22 protein-coding genes and 1 tRNA gene are annotated in these 22,970 nt (G+C 59.1%); 12 read left to right on the top strand and 11 right to left on the bottom strand.

The annotated features are described in order from the left end of the window. Positions 1 to 160: 160 nt before the first annotated feature. The 5 genes from GNF76_RS10695 to GNF76_RS10675 all read left to right on the top strand — a co-directional run bounded on the left by GNF76_RS10695 (position 161) and on the right by GNF76_RS10675 (position 4,548). On the top strand, positions 161 to 397 hold the full coding sequence (locus tag GNF76_RS10695) for a hypothetical protein (protein WP_246211892.1): 237 nt from the start codon (positions 161 to 163) through the stop codon (positions 395 to 397). Between the two features lie 213 nt (positions 398 to 610). Then, on the top strand, positions 611 to 952 hold the full coding sequence (locus GNF76_RS10690; RefSeq protein ID WP_155583128.1) for a ribonuclease E inhibitor RraB: 342 nt from the start codon (positions 611 to 613) through the stop codon (positions 950 to 952). 437 nt (positions 953 to 1,389) lie between these two features. Next, positions 1,390 to 2,799, top strand: coding sequence for a circularly permuted type 2 ATP-grasp protein (locus GNF76_RS10685; protein WP_155583127.1), 1,410 nt, complete (start codon positions 1,390 to 1,392; stop codon positions 2,797 to 2,799). A 4-nt stretch (positions 2,800 to 2,803) separates the two neighbouring features. Further along, positions 2,804 to 3,754 (top strand): alpha-E domain-containing protein, encoded by a 951-nt coding sequence (locus GNF76_RS10680; protein WP_155583126.1) that lies wholly within the window; start codon positions 2,804 to 2,806, stop codon positions 3,752 to 3,754. Continuing rightward, a complete protein-coding gene (locus GNF76_RS10675) occupies positions 3,751 to 4,548 on the top strand; it encodes a transglutaminase family protein (protein ID WP_155583125.1) in 798 nt (265 codons plus the stop codon). The genes GNF76_RS10680 and GNF76_RS10675 overlap by 4 nt, the downstream gene beginning before the upstream one ends. Before the next feature lie 123 nt (positions 4,549 to 4,671). Here GNF76_RS10675 and GNF76_RS10670 read toward each other — a convergent pair whose 3' ends face one another. Continuing rightward, the gene (locus GNF76_RS10670; RefSeq protein WP_379652555.1) at positions 4,672 to 5,484 is read right to left on the bottom strand and encodes a c-type cytochrome; all 813 of its coding nucleotides are present in this window, start codon (positions 5,482 to 5,484) and stop codon (positions 4,672 to 4,674) included. A gap of 705 nt (positions 5,485 to 6,189) precedes the next feature. Between GNF76_RS10670 and GNF76_RS10665 the strand changes: the two genes are divergently transcribed. The 3 genes from GNF76_RS10665 to GNF76_RS10655 all read left to right on the top strand — a co-directional run bounded on the left by GNF76_RS10665 (position 6,190) and on the right by GNF76_RS10655 (position 10,374). Continuing rightward, complete coding sequence (locus GNF76_RS10665; RefSeq protein ID WP_155583124.1) at positions 6,190 to 7,395, top strand: acetyl-CoA C-acetyltransferase; 1,206 nt, start codon at positions 6,190 to 6,192, stop codon at positions 7,393 to 7,395. 16 nt (positions 7,396 to 7,411) lie between these two features. Next, positions 7,412 to 9,556, top strand: coding sequence for a 3-hydroxyacyl-CoA dehydrogenase NAD-binding domain-containing protein (locus tag GNF76_RS10660; RefSeq protein WP_155583123.1), 2,145 nt, complete (start codon positions 7,412 to 7,414; stop codon positions 9,554 to 9,556). Between the two features lie 95 nt (positions 9,557 to 9,651). After that, a complete protein-coding gene (locus tag GNF76_RS10655; RefSeq protein ID WP_155583122.1) occupies positions 9,652 to 10,374 on the top strand; it encodes an amidotransferase in 723 nt (240 codons plus the stop codon). 21 nt (positions 10,375 to 10,395) lie between these two features. Here GNF76_RS10655 and GNF76_RS10650 read toward each other — a convergent pair whose 3' ends face one another. The 3 genes from GNF76_RS10650 to GNF76_RS10640 form a co-directional block, all read right to left on the bottom strand. After that, positions 10,396 to 11,367 carry a magnesium and cobalt transport protein CorA gene (locus tag GNF76_RS10650; RefSeq protein WP_155583121.1) on the bottom strand — a complete coding sequence of 324 codons (972 nt, stop codon included), beginning with the start codon at positions 11,365 to 11,367 and terminating at the stop codon, positions 10,396 to 10,398. Positions 11,368 to 11,432: 65 nt separating this feature from the next. Continuing rightward, positions 11,433 to 12,188 (bottom strand): lysophospholipid acyltransferase family protein, encoded by a 756-nt coding sequence (locus GNF76_RS10645; protein ID WP_155583120.1) that lies wholly within the window; start codon positions 12,186 to 12,188, stop codon positions 11,433 to 11,435. 215 nt (positions 12,189 to 12,403) lie between these two features. Further along, positions 12,404 to 13,093, bottom strand: coding sequence for a crotonase/enoyl-CoA hydratase family protein (locus tag GNF76_RS10640; protein ID WP_155583119.1), 690 nt, complete (start codon positions 13,091 to 13,093; stop codon positions 12,404 to 12,406). Positions 13,094 to 13,426: 333 nt separating this feature from the next. On the opposite strand from GNF76_RS10640, the gene GNF76_RS10635 reads away from it, so the two are divergent. Further along, positions 13,427 to 13,516 (top strand) — tRNA-Ser (locus GNF76_RS10635). Positions 13,517 to 13,661: 145 nt separating this feature from the next. Here GNF76_RS10635 and GNF76_RS10630 read toward each other — a convergent pair. The 4 genes from GNF76_RS10630 to GNF76_RS10615 form a co-directional block, all read right to left on the bottom strand. After that, positions 13,662 to 14,270 (bottom strand): hypothetical protein, encoded by a 609-nt coding sequence (locus GNF76_RS10630; RefSeq protein ID WP_155583118.1) that lies wholly within the window; start codon positions 14,268 to 14,270, stop codon positions 13,662 to 13,664. Positions 14,271 to 14,279: 9 nt separating this feature from the next. Beyond that, entirely contained in the window at positions 14,280 to 14,879 is a 600-nt protein-coding gene (locus GNF76_RS10625; protein ID WP_155583117.1) for a papain-like cysteine protease family protein, read from the bottom strand. Positions 14,880 to 15,163: 284 nt separating this feature from the next. Continuing rightward, a complete protein-coding gene (locus GNF76_RS10620; RefSeq protein ID WP_155583116.1) occupies positions 15,164 to 15,742 on the bottom strand; it encodes a DUF4337 domain-containing protein in 579 nt (192 codons plus the stop codon). Positions 15,743 to 15,796: 54 nt separating this feature from the next. After that, positions 15,797 to 16,681, bottom strand: coding sequence for a LysR family transcriptional regulator (locus GNF76_RS10615; protein WP_155583115.1), 885 nt, complete (start codon positions 16,679 to 16,681; stop codon positions 15,797 to 15,799). 94 nt (positions 16,682 to 16,775) lie between these two features. On the opposite strand from GNF76_RS10615, the gene GNF76_RS10610 reads away from it, so the two are divergent. Then, complete coding sequence (locus GNF76_RS10610; RefSeq protein ID WP_155583114.1) at positions 16,776 to 17,762, top strand: SDR family oxidoreductase; 987 nt, start codon at positions 16,776 to 16,778, stop codon at positions 17,760 to 17,762. Between the two features lie 124 nt (positions 17,763 to 17,886). Further along, entirely contained in the window at positions 17,887 to 18,576 is a 690-nt protein-coding gene (locus GNF76_RS10605; protein WP_155583113.1) for an HAD-IA family hydrolase, read from the top strand. A gap of 161 nt (positions 18,577 to 18,737) precedes the next feature. Here the strand turns inward: GNF76_RS10605 and GNF76_RS10600 are convergent, their stop codons facing one another. Continuing rightward, entirely contained in the window at positions 18,738 to 19,484 is a 747-nt protein-coding gene (locus GNF76_RS10600; protein ID WP_155583112.1) for a 3-oxoacyl-ACP reductase family protein, read from the bottom strand. A gap of 127 nt (positions 19,485 to 19,611) precedes the next feature. On the opposite strand from GNF76_RS10600, the gene GNF76_RS10595 reads away from it, so the two are divergent. Next, positions 19,612 to 20,535, top strand: coding sequence for a LysR family transcriptional regulator (locus GNF76_RS10595; RefSeq protein WP_155583111.1), 924 nt, complete (start codon positions 19,612 to 19,614; stop codon positions 20,533 to 20,535). Positions 20,536 to 20,621: 86 nt separating this feature from the next. Here GNF76_RS10595 and GNF76_RS10590 read toward each other — a convergent pair whose 3' ends face one another. Both GNF76_RS10590 and GNF76_RS10585 read right to left on the bottom strand, forming a co-directional pair. Then, positions 20,622 to 21,350 carry an aspartate/glutamate racemase family protein gene (locus GNF76_RS10590; RefSeq protein ID WP_155583110.1) on the bottom strand — a complete coding sequence of 243 codons (729 nt, stop codon included), beginning with the start codon at positions 21,348 to 21,350 and terminating at the stop codon, positions 20,622 to 20,624. A gap of 24 nt (positions 21,351 to 21,374) precedes the next feature. Further along, a complete protein-coding gene (locus GNF76_RS10585; protein WP_155583109.1) occupies positions 21,375 to 22,904 on the bottom strand; it encodes an NCS1 family nucleobase:cation symporter-1 in 1,530 nt (509 codons plus the stop codon). Positions 22,905 to 22,970 lie beyond the last annotated feature (66 nt).

Below are 22,970 nucleotides of genomic sequence, written 5' to 3'. Positions count from 1 at the left end.
GCACGAGGCTGCGATGGGGCGCGTAGCGGCCCTCGGGGGCGGTCCTGCGGACCGCGTCGCAGCCTCGTGCCTCGGCAGCGGCTACAGTTTGAACGATTGTCAGTGCTCCAAGGTCCAGATGTCTGTAAGCCCATCCATGGGTTTTATCGAGGAGGCACTGATGCAAACGTGGAACATCACCTTCGTTGACGATCACGGCGTCCAGTCTGTGGAGCAGTTCGCCTGCACCGAAAAACCCAGCCTCGAAGACGCTGCTCACCTGATCCGCGCCAAGCTGCTGCCCGTGGCCGCCGAGCTGGACCTTAATGACCTGGATGGCCGCACCGATGAGCCAACGGTCAAGAGCCTGAAGTACCAGAACAGCATCCAAATCCTCAGTATTACCCCCGTCGCCTGAACATTCCCTGACTGCCATTCAACCGCCTCTGGTGGAGGTGATAGCTTCGCGCTACTCTGCAAGGGAGATCAGCGAATGAATCGCTAAGGTCTGGTCTTGTCAGCTACATGCTTGTTTTCCTGCGGTGATGCCATTACCGATTTACCTGTGCCGTTCGAGCACGGGGTTTGGGAAGCACGGAAAGTCTATCCATCAGTTTGAGGAGGACGTTTCATGAGCACAGCCTATCAAGAAGACATCAGCACCAACGTGTTGCGCCGCATGAAAGAGGGCGGCTTTGACTTCTCACGTTTCCACCCCATCGAGTTCTACGCCATTTTCCCGGATGAAGCCCGGGCGCGCAGGGCTGCGGGTCGATTTCGTGGGGAATCCCTCAATGCCCAGGTGAGCGTGCGGGACGACGGCGCCTGGTACCTGGAACTGAGCAAGGTAATGTTCGCCACCTACGACGGCATAGGAGACTTTGAGCAAGACTTTGAGGCGGTGGTCGAGCCTCTGGGCGGGATCATCGAGGGATGGGGCGTGAAGCAGGAGGTGCGTGGGTTACCCATGTAGCGTGATGAACACCACAGCGTATCGGCTGACCCTTGGGTCGGCCGATTTTGTTTGTGCTGTCGCAAATAACCGGCACAAAAAAAAGGCCACCCGAGCGGGGTGGCCAAAAGGGAAGACCGGACATGAAGGGGAACCGATCGGTACACGAGGTACCAAATTACCGGTGGTGCAATAGGTGAGGCTGTAGGACGTGTCCTGTTCAGCTGATGGAGGCGATTATCCCCAGGGATTGCCGGGCAGTGAAATCAACTCTGGCTATGCTGTTGATAGTCAAAGCCTGCGTCGCAATGAGGCATGGGGCGAGACGCTTGGCATTTGCTGCACCGGGACGGTGCGGCGGGCCGTTCGGCTATATCCAACCAATTGATACTTAAGTGTTTATGCCGCTGGCACGGGCCTTGCGATGGTTCTGGCGTCCGGGTGACAAGGAGTACGGCATGATCCGCACTTATTATGATGAGATGTACGATGGGGCAGGACGGGTTCGCCCCCATTACCGCGAGTTCGCCCGCTGGTTGGCTGAAACTCCTGCCGAGTTGCTGGCCCAGCGTCGGCGCGAAGCCGATCTGCTGTTCCACCGCGCCGGCATCACCTTCACGCTGTACGGGGATGAGCAAGGCACTGAGCGCCTGATTCCCTTCGACACCATTCCCCGCAGCATTCCTGCCAGTGAATGGCGGATTGTCGAGCGCGGCTGCATTCAGCGAGTCAAGGCGCTGAACATGTTCCTCGCCGACCTGTACCACGAACAACGGATCATCAAGGCCGGGATCATCCCCGCCGAACAGGTACTGGCCAACGAGCAGTACCAACTGGCCATGCAAGGCCTGGATTTACATCGCGATATCTATTCCCACATCTCCGGGGTCGACCTCGTACGGGATGGCGACGGCACTTACTACGTCCTCGAAGACAACCTGCGCACTCCCAGTGGCGTCAGCTACATGCTGGAAGACCGCAAAATGATGATGCGCCTGTTCCCCGAGCTGTTCGCCGCCCAGCGCATTGCGCCGATTGATCACTATCCCAACCTGCTGCTCGACACCCTGAAAAGCTCCAGCCCGCTGGATAACCCCAGCGTGGTGGTATTAACCCCCGGGCGCTTCAACAGCGCGTTCTTCGAGCATGCATTCCTGGCGCGGGAAATGGGTGTGGAGCTGGTGGAAGGTGCCGATCTGTTTGTAAGGGATGACTGCGTTTTCATGCGCACCACCGACGGTCCGAAAGCGGTCGATGTGATTTATCGCCGCCTCGACGATGCCTTCCTCGACCCGTTGGCCTTTAATCCGGACTCCATGCTCGGTGTGCCGGGCCTGTTAGCGGCCTATCGCTCGGGCAATGTGGTGCTGGCCAATGCCATTGGCACCGGGGTGGCGGATGACAAGTCGGTGTATCCCTTCGTCACCGAAATGATCCGTTTCTACCTGGATGAAGAGCCAATACTGAAGAACGTTCCGACTTTTCAATGCCGTAAGCCCGACGAATTGTCCCACGTGCTGGCCAACCTGCCGGAATTGGTGGTCAAGGAAACCCAAGGTTCCGGCGGTTACGGAATGCTGGTCGGCCCAGCCGCCAGTGCGGCGGAAATTGAAGCGTTCCGGGCGCGAATCAAGGCCAAGCCCCATGCCTATATCGCCCAACCGACGCTGTGTTTATCCACCTGTCCGACCTTTGTCGAAAACGGCATTGCCCCGCGCCATATCGACCTGCGGCCGTTTGTGCTGTCTGGCAAGGAAACCCGTGTAGTGCCCGGTGGCCTGACTCGTGTGGCGCTGCGGGAGGGTTCGCTGGTGGTCAATTCGTCCCAGGGCGGCGGTACCAAAGACACCTGGGTGGTCGAGGATTGAAGCGATGTTGAGTAGAACTGCCTCGGATTTGTACTGGATGTCGCGTTACCTGGAGCGAGCGGAAAACCTCGCGCGGATGCTCGATGTCAGTTACTCCCTGTCGTTGATGCCCCAGGACGGGCGCGGCGATGGCCTGCATGAATTGGCCATGCCGCTGCTGATCACCGGCACTCTGGACGATTACCACGAGCGCCACGGTGAATTGCACGCCGAACGTTTGTTGCATTTTTTTGCCCTGGACGCTGCCAACCCGGCAAGCATCTACAGTTGCCTCGGTGCCGCCCGTGCCAGTGCCCATGCAGTGCGTGGGCGAATTACCGCCGACATGTGGGAAAACATCAACGCCACATGGCTGGAAATTCGCGGCATCGCCCAGCAGGGCTTGAGCCGCTACGGCATGAGCCGGTTCTGCGAGTGGGTCAAGGAGCGCTCTCATCTGTTTCGCGGTGCGACTTACGGCACCATCATGCGCAATGACGCCTTCCGTTTTATTCGCCTGGGCACGTTTATCGAGCGAGCCGATAACACCCTGCGCCTGTTGGATGCCCGCTACGAAATGGCCGGTGACCAGGCTGAAGCGGTCACCGATGGCACGGCCCACGCCTATTACCAGTGGAGCGCGCTGCTGCGGGCCTTGTCTTCGTTCGAGGCCTACACCGAGATCTACCGCGACGCTCCTGGCGCGCGGCAAGTGGCCGAGCTGTTACTGCTGCGGGTTGATGTCCCGCGTTCACTGCGGGCTTGCAGCGAAGAAATCGACCAGATTCTCGCCAGCCTGCCCGGTGTCAACGGTCGTCCGGCCCAGCGTCTGGCCGCCGAGATGGACGCACGCCTGCGTTTTACCGCCATTGACGAAATCCTCGAGGAAGGCCTGCACGCCTGGCTGACCGACTTCATCCCACTGGTGCGCCAGTTGGGTAACGCTATTCACAGTTCCTACCTGGAGGCGGCATGAGACTCTCCATCAGCCACGAAACTACCTACCACTACGAAGACCAGGTACGCGCGAGCATTCAGTACCTGCGCCTGACGCCTCACGACAGTGAGCGCCAGCATGTCCTCAGTTGGCAACTGGACTTGCCCCGTCCGGTGCGGGCGCAGTTGGACCCGTTCGGCAATATCCTGCATGTGTTGACCCTGGACGAGCCTCATGAAGCGATCATCATCGGCGCCCGTGGACAGGTGGACATCGATGAATTGCGTGAGGCTGAACATGAAAGCCAGTCGGCATTCCCGTTCCTGCGTTGTACGCGCCTGACCGAGCCCGATGACGCCCTGCGCGCCTTTGCCGAAAAGCAGTGCCACCAGCGACGGGACCGCAGTGCGCTGATTGACCTGATGCACGCGCTCAATCAGTACATGACCTACTCACCAGGGGCGACCGCAGTGGACACCTGCGCCGCCCAGGCTTTCGCCGGTCGCGCCGGGGTTTGCCAGGACCACACCCACGCCTTTTTGGCTTGCGCCCGCAGCCTGGGGATTCCGGCGCGGTATGTGTCGGGGTATTTGTACACTGAAGACAGCGAACACCTGGCGAGCCATGCCTGGGCCGAAGCCTGGCTGGATGACGCCTGGTACAGCTTTGATGTGACCAACCAGCTTGCCCGGCCCGAGCGGCATTTGAAATTGGCCGTCGGGCTGGATTACCTGGATGCGTGTCCGGTGCGCGGGATGCGCCGTGGGGGAGGGCATGAACAGATGCATGCCAAAGTGTTCGTGGCGCCGACGCTGCAGGTGTCAGCGCAGTAGCCGCCGATGGTTGTAGCCGCTGCCGAGGAACGAGGCTGCGATGGGTTTGGTGCGGCATCCCGACGCAGTAGACCCTGAGGGCGGTCCTGCGGCCCGCATCGCAACCTCGTTCCTCGGCAGCGGCTACTGCTTGCGGCCTGCCATGTGTTTCAGGTAGCCCACCAGCAAGTCCAGCTCACTGTCCGGCAATACACTGGCTGCAAACGCCGGCATCTTCGCCTGGGGCCAATGCCTCAAGCTCTGGGGATCGCGGATGTAGCGCTTGAGGAAGTCACCGCCGAAATATTCCGTAGGGCTGTAGGGGATATTCAAGTCCGGCCCCACTTGTGCATCGCCCGCACCATTCAAGCGGTGGCACGCCATGCAGTTCTTCTGAAACAGCGCAAACCCCTGGTTGATCGGGTCATCGGGCGCCAGCTCCGGATCCGGCAACAGCGCCGGAAATCGTTCGGCAACGGTCTTCAACTGCTTGATTGCAGACATCTGAAACGGCCACTGCTCCGGGCTGATATGGCCCGCCTGCGGATCGGTCCAGACCAGATAAAACGGCCCGGCACTGGGTTTGTCATCCCCCAGCTTCGGCCAGGGGTGGGCTGGATCTTCCACCGCCAGCCAGGCTTGGGCGCCGGTCCTTTCCAGCAACGGACCTGCGCTCAACTCTGCGGCAAAGCCGTCCAGGGCCACCGCCTGCACATGGTTTTGCGGCGTGAGACCTGGCAGCAATACCGCCAAAGGAACGGCGCGATAAGTCATCTGGCGCTTGTAGGAAACGTCATTGATGATCTGTACCGTTCGCACATCCGGGTGTTTGAGCAAGTCAGCGGTTTGCCACGTTTTGCTGGCGTGATCCAGTTCAATGGTCAACTGCGCGGCAGAGGCCGGCAAGGTCAACAGCAGGGTCAGGAAAGCGAGGATGTATTTCAAAGGCGGGCCCATCTGTGGGAGCGTCGACCTTATAACCAAAGGTCGGAATCGTGGCTAACGATACCGCAAATCAACCAAAAACCGGCACGCAAAAAGGCAGCCCCTATAACGGGACAGCTGTACGCAATTTCCCGGTAGGAGCTGCCAAAGGCTGCGATCCTGGCGCTGCACTCGCGCCGCCTGTAGGGATGAGATCAGTCACCCAATGACCTTGGTCAGGTTGGGCAAAATCAGAATCAGGGTGGTGGCGAAGAGGATAAGTCCCGCCTGGCGTACTTTCGATTGTTTGAACATGGCTGACTGCCTTTTGTTGTTATTCCTGAGCGTCAAATGCGTGCCGTTGCATCTCACTATGACGGTGCTACATGAATCTTTTCTTACAGCTGCTCCAGCAAGACCCGGCAGCAACCTAATACAGTTCCTACAAAGTCAACCTTAGAGCCCTTGTCGTTCGTGGCTTAGATCCATTTCATATCAGTAAAGATCAAAAACCTTTAAAAAGTGCATGAGGCCTATCGCCATCTTGGCGGTAGCCCTAGGGCTAGACAGCTAAAACGATTAATCAGCGATTTCCAGTAGCCTCCTACCGTTCGTCTGAGCGTGACCGTCAAGGTCAATGAGCGCTTCGGTCATTGAATCCACAGCCCCTGCGCCTAAGGTAGGGGCACGGCCGGCTCTCACCCTGAGAGCTTCATTGCACAGTGGTTCGAGGACGTCATGACCCAAGCTTTGATCTTTGATGCGATACGCACGCCCCGGGGCAAAGGCAAGGCCGATGGTGCCTTGCACAGCGTCAAGCCGGTGAACCTGGTGGCGGGGTTGCTGACGGCGCTGCAGCAGCGCACCGGCCTCGACACCCGGCAAGTGGATGACATCGTCCTCGGCTGCGTCACCCCGGTCGGTGATCAGGGCGCAGATATCGCCAAGACCGCCGCGCTGGTTGCCGACTGGGACATCAGCGTTGCTGGCGTGCAGATCAACCGCTTCTGCGCCTCAGGTCTGGAAGCGGTCAATCTGGGGGCGATGAAAGTACGCTCCGGCTTCGAAGACCTGGTGGTGGTCGGCGGGGTCGAGTCCATGTCTCGGGTGCCGATGGGCAGTGACGGTGGCGCCTGGGTGCTGGACCCGCAAACCAATATGCACAGCCATTTCACGCCGCAAGGGATCGGCGCCGACCTGATTGCCACGCTGGAAGGTTTTACCCGACACGACGTCGATAGCTTTGCCTTGCACTCGCAGCAGAAAGCGGCGAGGGCGCGGTCAGACGGTTCCTTCAATAAGTCGTTGGTGGCGGTGCGGGACCAGAACGGCATTGTGCTGCTGGATCACGATGAGTTCATCCGTGGCGACTCCACCCTCGAAGGCCTCGGCAAGCTCAAGCCGAGTTTCGAAATGATGGGGCAGATGGGCTTCGATGCCACGGCGTTACGGGTCTACAGCCATGTCGAGCGTATCAACCATGTGCACACGCCCGGCAACAGCTCCGGGATTGTCGACGGTGCCGCACTGATGCTGATTGGCTCCGACGCCAAAGGTCGCGAGTTGGGCCTGCAACCCCGGGCGCGGATTGTCGCCACGGCGGTCACCAGCACCGACCCGACCATCATGCTCACCGGCCCGGCGCCGGCCACCCGCAAAGCCCTGGCCAAGGCCGGTCTGCGAGTCGAAGACATCGACCTGTTCGAGGTCAATGAAGCCTTTGCCTCGGTGGTGCTCAAGTTCATCAAGGACATGGGCATCGATGCCGCCCGAGTCAACGTCAACGGCGGTTCCATTGCCATGGGCCACCCCTTGGGCGCGACCGGGTGCGCGATCCTCGGCACCTTGCTCGACGAGCTGGAGGTGCGCCAGCAGCGCTATGGCCTGGCCACCTTGTGTGTCGGCGGTGGCATGGGTATCGCCACCATTATCGAACGCCTCTGAGCCTAAGGGATTTGTCATGACCGATGCCATTCGTTACGAAAAAGACCAGGACCAGATTGTGGTGCTGACCATCGACATGCCGGGCCAGAGCGCCAACACCATGAACGGGGTGTACCGCGAGGCCATGGCGGCCAGCGTTGCCCGCCTGCAAGCAGAGCAAGAGTCGATTGCCGGGGTGATCATCACCTCGGCGAAGAAGACCTTTTTTGCCGGTGGCGACCTCAATGAACTGATCAAGGTCGACAAGCCCCATGCCAAGGCCTTTTATGACAGCGTGCTGGTGTTGAAAGCCCAGCTGCGCGCCCTGGAAACCCTCGGTAAACCGGTGGTGGCGGCGATAAGTGGTGCGGCCCTGGGCGGAGGTTGGGAGATCTGCCTGGCCTGTCAGCACCGGGTGGCCCTGGACCATAAGTCGGTGCAGATCGGGTTGCCGGAGGTCACTCTCGGTCTGTTGCCGGGCGGTGGCGGGGTGGTGCGGATGGTACGCATGCTGGGTCTGGAAAAGGCTTTGCCCTACTTGCTGGAAGGGAAAAAGGTTACGCCGCAACAAGCGTTGCAAGCCGGGTTGATCGATGAGTTGGCGGCGGACCGGGATGAACTGCTGGCCAAGTCCAAAGCCTGGATCCTGGCCAACCCCGGCGCGAAACAACGCTGGGACATCAGCGGTTACCAGATCCCTGGCGGTACACCCTCGAACCCGAAAGTGGCACCGATGCTCGCCATCGCGCCGTCGATTCTGCGTAGCAAAACCAATGGCTGTTTTCCGGCCCCGGAGAAAATTCTCTGCGCTGCCGTGGAAGGCGCCCAGGTGGACTTCGACACGGCGCACCTGATCGAAACCCGCTACTTCACCGAGCTGGTCACCGGTCAGGTGGCGAAAAACATGATGGGCACCTTCTGGTTCCAGCTCAATGAAATCAATGCAGGCCGCTCGCGACCTCAAGGTTTTACACCCTACGTGACTCGCAAGGTCGGCGTGCTCGGTGCCGGGATGATGGGCGCGGGGATCGCCTACACCAGCGCATCAGCCGGGATCGAGGTAGTGCTCAAGGACATCACCCTGGCGGCAGCCGAGAAGGGCAAAGCCCATTCGGCAGCGCTGCTGGACAAGAAGGTCAGCCGTGGGCAATTGACCGCCGATCAACGGGAAAGCACCTTGGCGCGGATTCTTCCGACCGAGTCTGACGCCGACCTGGCCGGTTGCGACCTGATCATTGAGGCGGTATTCGAAGACCGTGAACTCAAGGCCAAGGTCTCGGCCGCCGCACAACGTGTTGTGGGCGCTGAGGCGGTGATCGCCTCCAACACCTCGACCTTGCCTATCAGTGGCCTGGCCACGGCAGTGCCCGACCAGAGCAAGTTCATCGGCCTGCATTTCTTCAGCCCGGTGGAAAAAATGCCCTTGGTGGAAATCATCAAAGGTGCTCGAACCAGCGACGAAACCCTGGCGCGTGGTTTCGATTTCGTCCTGCAAATCAAGAAAACGCCGATCGTGGTCAATGACAGTCGCGGCTTCTTCACCTCGCGGGTATTCGGCACGTTTACCAATGAAGGCATCGCCATGCTCGGCGAAGGTGTAGCGGCGCCGATGATCGAGACCGAAGCGCGCAAGGCCGGTATGCCCATTGGTCCGCTGGCGGTTTCCGACGAAGTGTCTCTCAGCTTGATGAGCCATATCCGTCAGCAAACCGCAAAGGACCTGCAGGCCGAGGGCAAACCACTGCCTCAGCATCCGGCATTTGTGGTGATCGACTTGTTGCTCAATGAGTACAAGCGGCCAGGCAAGGCGGCCGGCGGTGGTTTCTACGATTACCCGGTTGGCGCGCAGAAACACCTGTGGCCGGAGCTGAAAACCCGTTTTGAGAAGTCGGGCCAGCAGATCTCTGCACAAGATGTGCGTGATCGCTTGCTGTTTATCCAGGCGATTGAAACCGTGCGCTGCGTGGAGGAGGGCGTGCTGATGTCCACCGCCGACGCCAACGTCGGCTCGATCTTCGGTATCGGCTTTGCGGCCTGGAGTGGCGGGGCGCTGCAATTTATCAATCAATATGGCTTGAACGACTTTATTGCCCGCGCCCGCTACCTGGCCGAGCAATACGGTGAACGGTTCTCGCCACCGGCCTTGCTCCTGGAAAAAGCAACGCAGGGCACGACTTTCTGACGGTTTTGGGTGCACGCGGGGCTTGCCTTGCCAGGGTATTTCAAGGCAGGCTCTGTGGGTGTGCATTATTCCCATCACAGTGTCAGGTATTTTTTATGTCGCTACGCGTCTGCATCCTCGAAACCGATAACCTGCGTCCAGGCCTGGTCGATCAATATCAAGGTTACGGGCAGATGTTCAAGCGCCTGTTTTCCAAGCAGCCGATCGCCGCTGAATTCGTTGTCTACAACGTGGTACAGGGTGAATACCCGTCGGATGACCAAGTGTTTGATGCGTACCTGGTGACTGGCAGCAAAGCCGATTCCTTTGGTACCGACCCCTGGATTCAGACCCTCAAGACTTACCTGCTGAACCGCTATGAGCGCGGCGACAAGTTGATCGGCGTCTGCTTCGGTCATCAGTTGTTGGCGCTGTTGTTGGGCGGCAAGGCTGAGCGGGCCAGCCAGGGTTGGGGCATGGGCATCCACGACTACAAACTCAACGCCAAGGCACCCTGGATGAGCCCGGTGGTGGAAGAACTGACGCTGTTGATCAGCCATCAGGACCAGGTGACGACCTTGCCGAACAACGCCACGGTGATTGCCTCCAGCGAGTTCTGCCCGTTTGCGGCGTACCACATCGAAGATCAAGTGCTGTGCTTCCAGGGCCACCCGGAATTTATCCACGACTATTCCCGGGAGCTGCTGGAAATTCTTCAGACAACCCTGGGGGAAAAGGTCTACAGCAATGGCGTCGCCAGCTTGGCGCGAGACCACCACGGTGTCACCGTGGCGGAATGGATGATGCGCTTTGTCGCCCACAAACCGCAGGTCGCTTGATCAATCAACCGGCGGGATGGGTTAAAGCCATCCCGATCGCTTGAAGCTGAACCACAAACCGCTACATCCCACCGCGATAAACCCCAGCACCGCAAAATAGCCGTAGTGCCATTGCAGCTCCGGCATGTTCTGGAAGTTCATCCCGTAGATCCCGGCCACCGCCGTCGGGAATGCGAGGATCGCCGCCCAGGCGGCAAACTTGCGCTGCACCACGCTCTGGCGCGAGGCCTCAAGCAATACGCCAATCTCGATAGTCTGGCTGGCGATGTCTCGCAAGGTCGCCAGGTCTTCCATCTGCCGTGTGACGTGAATCTGCACATCGCGAAAGTACGGACGCATGTTCTTGTCGATAAACGGAAAGCTCAGCTTCTGCAGTTCCTCACTGATTTCCACCATCGGCGCCACATAGCGACGCAGGCGCAGCACGTCGCGGCGCAGGCCGTGAAGGTTCTGGATGTCCCGTTCATTCAGGGAGTCGCACAGTACGTTACGCTCCAGTTCATCGATCTCGGCGTGAATCGCCTCGCTCACCGGCTGGTAGTTCTCGGTGACGAAATCCAGCAGTGCATAGAGTACGAAATCTTCCCCATGCTCCAGCAACAGCGGCCGTGCCTCACAGCGTTGGCGTACGTAGCCGTAGGACGCCGAGTGGCCGTTGCGGGCCGTGATGATGTAGCCGTTGCCGGCGAAGATATGGGTTTCGATGAACACCAGCTTGCCGTTTTCGCGAACCGGCGAGTAGGTCACGATAAACAGTGCATCGCCGAAGGTTTCCAGCTTGGGCCGGCTGTGTTTTTCCAGGGCGTCTTCGATGGCCAGTTCGTGCAGGTTGAACTGACGTTGCAGATTGGCCAGCTCCTGGGCATTGGGCTCTTCCAGGCCGATCCAGACAAAGTGGCCAGGCTTGGCGGCCCAGGCGGCACCCTCGTCGAGGGTGATATCGGTGACTTTCTTTCCGGCGCTGTAGACGGCCGCCGCAACAACTCTACCCATAATGCTGATCGCTTCTTCTTGGATGGCAGGTGACAGGCAGCTTAGCCTGCCCTGCGCTATCAGAGTCAGCGAATTCGGTGGGGTTCACCGGCAATTTCAGGCGTGGTTTGCAGTTCTCGATCCATCGCCTCAATACAGTCGAGCATCTGTGCCCGACAGGTCAGCATCAACTGAGGCATGTCATCCATGGTCAGGCCGGTTGTAGGAATCGCCGGCAACGAACGAATCAAGATATCGCCACTGTTCCAGGCGTTCAGTTTCATCTGCTTCACGTAAGTGCTGACACACACCGGCACAATCGGCACGCCCGCGGCAATTGCCATCTGGAATGCGCCTTTCTTGAACGGCAGCAGGGTTTCACCCAGGTTGCGTGTGCCTTCGGGGAACACCCAGATCGACGTGTCCTCGTGCTGCAAGGTATGTGTGGTGGTGAGCATCGAGCGGCGTGCCTTCTGCGCGTTGCCCCGATCAATCAGCACATTGCCCGCCAACCAGAACAATTGCCCGAACAACGGCACCCATTTCAGGCTTTTCTTGCCGATGCACACGGTGCGGTAGGGCACCACGTTGCCGAACACGAACAGGTCATAGTTGGATTGGTGATTGGCAATGATCACGCAGCTGTTGGGCTTGTTCCGCAGCGAGTCGACCTGGGTCTTGACCCGCAAGCGCAAGATCCACATCGCTGGCAGCGCATACAGCCGCGCGCACAGGCGGCTGTTGTCCGGATTGAATGGCCGGCAAATCCCCAGCAATACGCCGAGCACACCCGCCACCATAAAATGCAGGCCCATCAATAACATGCGTAACAAATAAAGCATCAACACGGACCATCGGGACAAAAGGTGGCGCAGTGTACGGATGTGCACTGTTTTCGGCAATTGCCCCTATAGAGGTAGAAGATGGACGATGTTTGAGCGCATGTTTCAACATGCGTTGATAGCACCGGTTTAGAGCGCTAGAGGAACTTGCCGAACGCAGGGTAAGAAAAAGCCCGACTCAAGGTCGGGCTTCCGCTACAGCTAATGTGGGCGACTTAACCCAAGTGTTCCTGGTCCTGGATGATCGCGTTATCCAGCGCTTCCAGCAGCGCCTTACGCACTTTGAGCTTGGTGTGCTTGTGGGCGTTCATGTTGATCTTCTTCAACTGACGCGCCGCTTCCAGGGCGGCCGCTTGCAGCTCCTCGGGCGCTACTACCTTGTCGAGGAACCCGGCACCCAAGGCACCTTGCGGGTCGAACATCTCGGCATTGATCACCGACCGATGAAATGCCGACTTGCGCAGACGATCCCGCGCCAACTCGATCCCGGCGTGGTGCATGGTCATGCCGATCATCACTTCATTCAGGCCAATGCTGAACGGCCCCTCGACACCAATCCGATAATCGGCCGACAACAGCAGAAACGCCCCCTTGGCCACCGCATGCCCAGGGCACGCAACGATCACCGGGAACGGGTGCGACAACAGGCGCCGTGCCAGGGTCGAGCCCGACGTCACCAGGCTGACCGCCTCTCTAGGGCCGGCAGTCATCACCTTCAAATCGTAGCCACCCGACAAAATCCCCGGCTGGCCCGTGATGATCACCACCGCCCGGTCCTGCACAGCCTGGTCCAGCGCTTCATTAAAGGCACTGATCACCGCAGGCGAAATGGCATTGACCTTACCGTTGCTCAAGGTCAGGGTCGCGATACCGTCTTCGAGGTGGTAAGCAATCAACTCACTCATGACGCGATTCCTTGTAATACGTGTAATAGAAGTACAGGCAGCAGACGTTACCCACCGCGCCCGCCCTGGTAAAGCGCCGTGACTGACTACTCAGTCAGACTTTTCCCTCATGCCCACCCGACAGCGGCCTTAGGCAGGGCGCAGCCCCCACTATAGACAAGCGCCACCCGTGCCTGAGAATGGCCGAATCGCCACCCTGCACACGGCAGCGGATGCGCCTGGAACGGGATAACCGTCTAAGCGCATGAAAATTCTGAAAAAAACCTTTGCCATCGGAAAAGCTTTCGACTACATTAGCGCGCCTCGACAGACTGAATCAGTTTGACGAGATACGGTGAAGTGTCCGAGTGGCTTAAGGAGCACGCCTGGAAAGTGTGTATACAAGAAATTGTATCGAGAGTTCGAATCTCTCCTTCACCGCCACATTCTACAAACACAAACCCCTGATTTTCCTAGAGAAAGTCGGGGGTTTGTGGTTTCTGACGTCTGAAAAAAGATGATAGGAGAACGGTCAGGAGTTTCCCTCGTTTCCAGCCAATCTCAGGCATTCAGCCTTTCAACGGATAACTCAACTCCCCAACAGCCCCGTGGTGTCCGCATCAAACAACGCTTTCGCCTGACCGGCGGCGGGCTTGAGCAGGGCAAGCAGGTTCGCCTCGCTGTACAGCTGTGTGCCGGTCAGGGCTTTTGGCGTCGGTTCGATGGGGATAATGATGTCCTCGTTTTCGGCATCCTCCACATGCAGCCAGATGGCGACAAAATGCAGTGCCGAGATAAATAGCACCCTCAGTTCGTAGCTTTTGCCCTGCAGGTTCGGCGAGTTTTCTGCCAGCGTCAGCGCGCTGACAGTGGAGGCGGCAACGACACCATGGTTAAGCGATGAGAACTCGACATTGCCCTGTACTTCGGCCAGTTCGGCATCGGCGACGGTCGCCCCATCTGAAAACACCAGGTAGTGCCAGTTACCCAGGGCGGCATCTTTCAGGCCATGGCCCAGGGAGAGGTCTTCCAGGCTGAGGGAGTAGCCACGGTAAGGCTCGGAGAGGGTTATTTTGCTGGGGGCCGCGCTGGCGAATTGGCGGTTGATGCCAAAGCCTTTGGTTTGCAAGGCTGCTTGCAGTGCGGGACGAAGTTTCTGTACGCCATTGGAAGGCGCTTTGGGATAAGTCAGTTGCATGTTGCCCTCCTAGTTTTTCCGAGTGAAGTAGGTGTTAGTCCAATTGCCGCCGCCGTTATATGAGCGGGGGAATGAATTAAGCGCTCGTGTGGAATAGCCATAGATGGAATCTGCAATGAGCAGATAGTTTCCATTGGTTCCATAAATGGTGTTGAAGTGAGCGCCTCCGCCATACCAGGCGACACGTACGCCTATCGGCCTTCCCATGTTGATCTGGTTTTCGATAGCCGACAGTTGAATTGAACCCTGGCTCATGTTTGCAAAGCTTCGGGTTGTCCTGAGTGCGGAGTCGAGATAACCATAGACGTTGCATGGCCCCGGCTGGTTGCAGCAGGAGTTCCGGTTAAGCTCGGAGTTGGCGACGTTGCACTGGGTCCAGGAGCCGGTGCCGTAATAGTTGCCGACAGAGGCCGAAACAGCTGCCCAGCACCAGTTGCTCTGGGTTTGCGGCTGCATGTTGAAGTTAAGGCTGCCGGCGGCAAAGCTTGCCCTTTCTTCAGCGATATCAACTTCCGTCAGTTGAGGGTCGATAAGGTTTTTAGTCAGACACTTTGGTAGTGCCTTACCCGTGGCAGCGTTATTTGTTTGTGTATCTTCCGTCGTTAACATTTTCATCCTCCATGAGTGAAAATAGTTTCAAGCGTTCAATAAGGTGTTGGTCGACCTATTTCAATAAAACAGTTTCAGTGGATGAGATCTCGGACTTTTCTATTTGCCATCTTTGATGGCGGTTCCGATGAGATCTCGATTTAACCTTAGGACGATTTATGCATTACCGCAATCAAAAATATGCATTTATGCAAATTCATTGATCCTGCTCAAGGGATCAAGCCGGCAAGTCTTCGTAGAAAGCGCCATAAACCTTATGGCGAGGAGGGGGCCAAGTGGAAACGCTATAGGTGCAACCAGGCCAAGCTACCCAACACCACGCTCACTCCCGCGGCGGTGTACGACAGGCGCTTTAACCACTCCTTTCTCGTCAACAGCGTAATCGCCGCCAACGAGATCGCGATCTGAATCGCCGTCATTGCCTGCGCCCAGCGGTGGTGTTGGTGCAGTGCCTGTTCTGACTTTGCATCCCACTCCCGTGAGGTGGCCTCCAGCTTTTCTGCTTGTTTGCGCACTTCTTCCTTCTGGCTTTTGTAGCGCTGGACTTCGTCGTTGTAGTGCGCCGCGTCCACACCGGGGATGTGTGCCGCCAATTCTGCGAGGTTCTGCCGGCTGGATTTAGCCTGGTAATAGTTCCACTGGTTGGCGGCTTCGGTCTTGAAGATGGCGGCGTTGTTTTTGTCCATCGCCGCTTCGCTTTCGGTGGAGCCGGCCTGGTAGCTGAGCATGGCGCCTGCGGTGGCCATGAGGGCGGTCATTACGGCGATACGGCCGGCGAAGCTGTCGCCGCGCGCGTGGGAGTGTTCGGTCGCGTGTTCGATGTGTTTTTCGTGGGGGCTGGGGACTTCGAAGGCTTCGGACATGGCGGCGTCTACAGAGGGTTTCAGAGTGCCTGATTCTTCACCAGTGAAGCTGTCTCAATCCTGTACGTAACGCTGCAAACCCTCTACCAAGGCATCAAAAGTCACCCGGCAGCGTGGGCTGTTGCGCAGGTCTTCGTGCATGGTCACCCAGGTGTCCAACTCGAGTGAAAAGGCATCCGCCAGCACCCGTGTTAATCGGCTGTCTTGCTGGGCCAGCGGCACCTGACACACACCGATGCCGGCGCCGGCGCGGATCAGCGCCAGTTGCGCCAGGTCGCTGTCGCTGCTCAAAGCGAAATGGCTTCGATCAATGCCTTTCAAAGGCAGGCTTCGGATAAAGGCGTTTTCCTGGTCGTAGCCGATGATGGCGTGGTGTGCCAGCTCGCTCAGTTGCCGGGGCGTGCCGTGATATTGCAGATAGTCGTTGTGGGCATGCAGGCCCAGTTCGATGTTGCCAATGCGCCGTGCCAGCAATTGTTCCTGGCTGGGTCGGACCATGCGCACGGCGATGTCAGCTTCCAGTTGCAGCAGGTCGAGCAGGCGGCTGCTCAACACCAATTCGACTTTCAAGTGCGGATGCTGTTGGCGCAGGCGGGCGAGGATGGGCGGCAGAACTTCGACGCCAATCACCTCACTGGCGGACACCCTGACCACGCCACGCACTTGTGGGCCTTGGGAGGAGGCGACGCGTTCGAGGGCGGCGGCGGTGGTTTCCATGGTTTCGGCGTGGGTCCGCAGCGTCAGGGCAACCGCCGTGGGCAGCAGGCCGCTGGGCGAGCGGGTGAACAAGGCCACATTCAAGGCCTTCTCCAGCGCGGCAATGTGCCGGCCCACTGTAGGCTGTGTGATGCCAAGCCGCCGCGCGGCGCCCGACAGCGATCCCTCTCGGAGTACGCCGAGGAACGACCGGTAAAGCTCCCAACCAATATTCGATGCCATGCATAAATGTATAGCGCATGGATGGTCTTCGGCAATTCTTATATAGCGCGTTGGCTAGCAGAATCGACTCATCCAAACGCTTCGGGAGACAAACATGAACAAGGTGCTGGTGTTGGGTGCTACGGGTGGGATTGGTGGCGAGGTGGCGCGGCAGTTACTCGCTGCAGGCTGGCAGGTGCGTGCGTTGACCCGTGATGTCGCCAAAGCTTGCGAGCAGAACGCCGCTTTCACCTGGATCAAGGGCGACGCCCTGAACCGCCAGGAAGTGATCGACGCCGCCAAGGGCTGCTCGGTGATTGTGCATGCGGTTAACCCGCCAGGCTATCGGCGCTGGGCGGAGTGGGCGATGCCAATGCTCGATAACAGCATTGCGGCGGCCACCGCGCAGGGCGCGACGCTTGTCTTTCCGGGGACGGTGTACAACTTCGGGCCTGATACGTTCCCGTTGGTGCGTGAGGACTCCCCCCAGCAGCCGCGTACTCGCAAAGGTGTGATTCGGGTGGAGATGGAGCGTCGTTTGTTTGAGGCATCCACAAAAGGTGCGCGGGTGTTGATCGTACGCGCCGGGGACTTTTTCGGCGCCAAGACGGGCAACAGTTGGTTTTCACAAGGACTGATCAAGCCTGGCAAACCGGTCGGCACGATCAGTTACCCAGGTGCTCCTGGCGTTGCACATCAGTGGGCCTATTTACCTGACGTGGCGCAGACGATGGTCGAACTGCTGGAGCGCCGCGAACAGCTTGATGCGTTTGCCTGTTTTCATATGGCCGGCCACTTGGATGCGGACGGTACGCAACTGGGCCAGGCGATTCAGCGAGTCGTTTTGCGTCGGACGGGAACGGAGCCGCGCGTAAGAAGCTTTCCCTGGTGGTTACTGAAATTGGCGTCACCCTTTGTTGTCACCTTCCGCGAAATGCTGGAGATGCGTTATTTGTGGGAAATGCCTTTGCACATGGACAACACCCGGTTAGTTCAGGTGCTGGGTCGCGAGCCTCATACACCGCTGGATGAAGCGTTGGAGGCGACATTGACCGGTATGGGTTGTTTACCTGCACGGCCCGCGCCCGTTTCCATTGCCTGATACTTCAGGTTGATCAGCAGTATTCGGGCGGGCCATCAGTCTAAGGGAGAATGGGTTGCTTGCAGGCAAGCCGGGCCGTTATTGTGCTGAATCCTTTTAGTCCTTCGCCCACGGATCAGCTCTGATGAATGCACCGCGTACTGCTGTCGGCCCGATCAAGGCCGTGATTTTTGATATGGATGGGTTGTTGCTGGACACTGAAGGCATCTACACCGAAGTCACACAAATCATCGCCGAACGTTATGGCCGTACCTACGATTGGGGCATCAAGCAACACATCATCGGGCGTGGCGCCCAGGACCTGGCTGAGTACATCGTCAAGGCGCTGGACCTGCCGATTACACCTGCAGAATTCCTGGTGGTCCGCGAGCCGCTGATGAGCGAGCGTTTCCCCAAGGCCCTGGGCATGCCCGGTGCCGAGGCGCTGGTGCGGCACTTGAAGGCGCACAATATTCCGATTGCCGTGGGCACCAGTTCATCGCGCAATTCGTTTGGCCACAAGACCACGTTGCACCGTGAATGGTTTGGCTTGTTTGACACCATCGTCACGGCCGACGACCCGGAAGTCGGCGCCGCCAAGCCTGCACCGGACATCTTCCTCACCGCCGCTCGCCGCCTGGGCGTTGCGCCCGAGGATTGCCTGGTGTTCGAAGATTCGCCGTTTGGGGTCACCGCCGCCAAGGCCGCGCACATGACGGCCATCGCTGTGCCGGATGAAGCCATGGCCGACAGCAAGTACCACCACGCCGACCAGATCATCCGCAAGCTGGCGGACTTTGATCTTGAGGCCTACGGCTTGCCGCCAATGCGCTGATTCAACACCGAATCCAACTGGGCAAACCCAATCAATGTGGGAGCTGGCTTGCCTGCGATAGCATCACCGGGGTTTCACTGAGAGACCGAGGTGTCTGTATCGCAGGCAAGCCAGCTCCCACATTTGATTTCGTTCAGCTCAGCGGTTGCATTCCAAACTGATCACGCACTGAACCCGCCATCAATCGTCAAACTCGCCCCAGTGATATAACCCGCTTCCGGCCCCACCAGGTACGCCACAAAACTGGCGATTTCTTCCACGTGCCCGTAACGCCCCACCGCCATAAACCCGATCAGGCTCTCGGCAAAATCGCCGTTCGCCGGGTTCATATCCGTGTCCACCGGCCCCGGCTGCACATTGTTGATGGTGATCCCGCGTGGCCCCAGATCCCGCGCCAGGCCTTTGGTCAAGCCCACCAGCGCCGACTTGCTCATGGCGTACGGACCACCACCGGCAAATGGCATGCGTTCGGCGTTGGTACTGCCGATGTTGATGATGCGGCCGCCTTCGCCCATATGTTTGGCGGCTTCCTGAGTGGCGACGAACACGCTGCGCACGTTGATTGCGAGGGTCTGGTCGAAGTCTTCCAGCTTGAAATCTTCCAGCGGACCGACGGCCAGCACACCGGCGTTGTTCACCAGGATGTCCAGGCGCCCGAACGCTTCAACCGTGGTGCTGACGGCGCTGCGGATGGCGGCTGCGTCGGCGCTGTCGGCATGAATCGCCAGGGCTTTGCCGCCTGCACTGATCACGCTGTTCTGCAGTTCCTCGGCCTTGGCGGCGGAGCTGACGTAAGTGAAAGCAACGGCAGCGCCCTGGGCCGCAAGGCGTTTGACGATCGCGGCACCGATGCCACGGGAGCCGCCCTGGATCAAGGCGACTTTGCCGCTGAGGTTGTGTGTGGTCATGTTGATCTCCAAAAATATTCAAGGCGGACTGCCTTGTTGTTGGAGCTGAGTATCGACCTCACCGGGCTGCCCCGGTAGACCGTCATTGCTATAGTCTGTGTAAACCAAAAGTTTAGAGTGAAGTGGCATGGAGAGCTTTGGCAGTATCGAATGCTTTGTGCGCAGCGCTGAAGGTGGCAGCTTCGCCGAAGCGGCCCGGCACCTGAGCCTGACCCCGGCGGCGGTAGGCAAAAGCGTCGCCAAGCTGGAAGCGCGCCTGGGTGTACGGCTGTTCCAGCGCAGCACCCGGCGTCTCACGCTGACCGAGGCCGGCAAGTTGTTTCTGGAGGAAGTCAGCGGCAGCCTCATTACCATCCAGAACGCCGTAGCCAATCTGGCCAGTGCCGAAGGGCGGCCAATGGGCACGTTGAAGGTAAGCATGGGCACGGTGTTCGGTAACCGTTACGTGGTGCCGTTGCTGGGGGCGTTTTTGCAGCGTTTTCCCGACATCAGCCCGGACTGGCACTTCGACAATCGTCAGGTAGACCTGATCGGCCAGGGCTTCGATGCCGCCATTGGCGGTGGTTTTGAACTGCCTCAAGGGGTGGTTGCACGCAAGCTGTGTCCAGCCCATCGAATCCTCGTGGCCTCGCCGGACTACCTGGCGCGACGCTTGCCAGTACGCGCCCCCGAAGACCTCGGGCACTGCAGCGGGATCCTGATCCGTTCGCCCCAGACCGGGCGAATCCGTTCCTGGCAACTGACCAACCGTGCCCGTGAACAGCAGCCGCTGGTGCTCAAGCCACGCATGACCATGAGCGATTCCGAAGCAGCGTGCCATGCCAGTGCCCAAGGCCTGGGCATCTCGCTGGTGAGCATGCCGATGGCGGTGCCGTTCCTCGACAGCGGCGAATTACAGCGGGTGTTGCCGGACTGGTACGTCGACGACGGCAATATCTCCCTGTACTACGCCGAACACAAACTGCTGCCCGGCAAAACCCGAGCGTTTATCGACTTCATCATCGAGCAGTTTGTCGAACAGGGATTGGGGCCGCGGTTCAGTGCGATCTGATTAGGGCGTGGGAACGATCGATGCAGTGGGCGCCGTCCCCTGTGGGAGCCGGGCTTGCCCGCGATGCAGGCGACTCGGTTTCAGGGCTACCGCCCGAACTTACCCGGCCAGCCAATCACCTTCTTCGGCCTCGGCGTCGCGTAAGTGCGCACCTTTGATGTCGACAACCCCAGCCGCACCAACCCCTCGGCAATCGTCACCGCCGCCGTCACTCCATCCACCACTGGCACGCCGGTGCGTTGGCGAATCTGCTCATCCAGCCCGGCCATACCACCGCAGCCCAGGCAGATGACCTCGGCCCGGTCTTCGATGATCGCCAACTCCGCCTGGCGCACGATGGCTTCCATGGCGCGCTGTGGATCTTCTTCCAGCTCCAGCACCGCCATGCCGCTGGCCCGCACGGACGCACAGCGCTGATACAAACCGGCCAGTTTCAGTCGGTCCTCGATCAGCGGCACGGTGCGATCCAGTGTGGTCACCACCGAATAGGCATGCCCAAGAAACATCGCCGTGCTGGCGGCGGCCTCGGTGATGTCCACCACCGGTACGTTCAGCAGTTCCTGCAAGCCTTCGCGGCCGTGCTCGCCGTAACCGGCCTGGATCACTGCATCGAACGGTTGGTCGTAGGCCATCACCCGGTCCATCACCGCAATGGCGGCCAGGTAGCTTTCAAAATTGCCTTCCACCGATTCGGCGCCGAACCAGGGCGTCAGCCCGACGATCTCGGTGCCGGGTGAGGCCACCGTCCGTGCTTGTTTGGCAATCGCGTCGGTGATGGACTCGGTGGTGTTGACGTTGACCACAAGGATGCGCATGGAATGTCCTTAACAGTGTCGAAATCAATGGCTGGCGTTATCGACCGCGATGGCTTCGCCGTTGACGTCGGCGTAATGCGGCTGGCGCTTGGCAATAATCAGGTACAGCAGCCCTGCAATACCGGCGCCAATCAGCCAGGAAAAGGGCGAGATGCTGGCAAAGCCGGGCAGCAGGGCCAGGAGAATGGCGATCACCGCCCCAGGAATAAACGCCGCGACAGCCCGTAGATTGACCCCGCGGCTGTAGTAGTACGCACCATTGGGATCTTCGCTATACAGCTGCGGCACATCGACCCGGCTTTTACGGATCAACCAGTAGTCGACCATGATTACCCCATACAACGGCCCTAGCAGCGCGCCCAGGCCAGACAGGAAATACACAATCACCAGCGGGCTGTTGTAGAGGTTCCACGGCAGGATCAGCACCGCCACGGTGGCACTGATCAGCCCGGCCCGGCGGAAGTTCAGGTACCTGGGCGCCAGGTTGCTCAGCACAAAGGCCGGGGCGACGAAGTTAGCCATGATGTTCACCGCCACGGTGACGATCAGGAACGCCAGGCAGCCCAGCACCAGGAAGAAGGTGCTAGGAATCGAGGCGATGATCTGCGTGGGGCTTTCGATCACCTGCCCATTAATGTGGAACTGCCCGCCACACAGCAGCACGGTGATACTGGCGAATACCAGGATGTTCACGGGCAAGCCCCAGAAGTTGCCGACCTTGATGGTTTTGCAGCACGGTGAAGAACGGGCGAAGTCACTGAAGTTAAGGATCATGGTGCCGTAGATCGCTAGCCACAGGGCACCACCGGCAAAAATATTGCGCCACATCTCACCACCGCTCAACGGCTCGCGGATTGACCAGGCGATGTTGCCGCCGGCCTGGAAATACATCCAGCCGGCCAATGACGCTACCGTGAGCAGAATCACCGGCCCTGCGAAGGCCTCATAGCGCCGGACCATTTCCATGCCATAGGCGAGGATGGCCAGTTGTACGAACCAGATCGCCACAAAACAGACCCAACCCAGACTCGACAGGCCGAGGATCGTGTTGTGATCGTAGTCGGCAAATCCTGGATGAATCGCCGTCAGCAGTACGCGCAGCACCACCGAGGCCAGGTAGGTCTGGATGCCGAACCAGGCGATGGCGATCACTGCTCGAATCAACGCGGGAATCTGCGCGCCATGAATGCCGAAACTGATGCGGCTGATCACCGGGAACGGCACGCCAGTCTTCTGCCCCATGTAACCGGACAGGTTCATGAAGCAATACACCAGTGCCGCGCCGATCCCCAGGGACAGCAGAATCTGCCAGCCTCCCAGGCCCAAGGCATACAGGCCGATGGCGAAGGAGTAGTTGGCGATGTTGTGTACATCGTTGGTCCAGAGGGCAAAGATGCTGTAGCGACCCCAGCGCCGACCTTCGGCCTTGGTGGGTGCCAGGTCCTTGTTGTGCAAGCGTGGGCTGAGCACCAGGGGGCCGGGGCTTATGGCCTCTGGGGTCAAGGTAGAGGAGGGCAGATCCAGTGCGATGTTATTCGAGAGACTTGTACGCATTCCGGCAGGCTCCAAGGCATCTGCCGGAAAATCGCAGAGGCCAAAGTGTATGTATGTTTTGTATTT

It is taken from the genome of Pseudomonas spelaei (assembly GCF_009724245.1).
Taxonomy (GTDB): Bacteria; Pseudomonadota; Gammaproteobacteria; order Pseudomonadales; family Pseudomonadaceae; genus Aquipseudomonas; species Aquipseudomonas spelaei.
The sequence above is the reverse complement of the archived record's forward strand: the minus strand, read 5'-3'. Positions and strand labels throughout refer to the sequence as shown.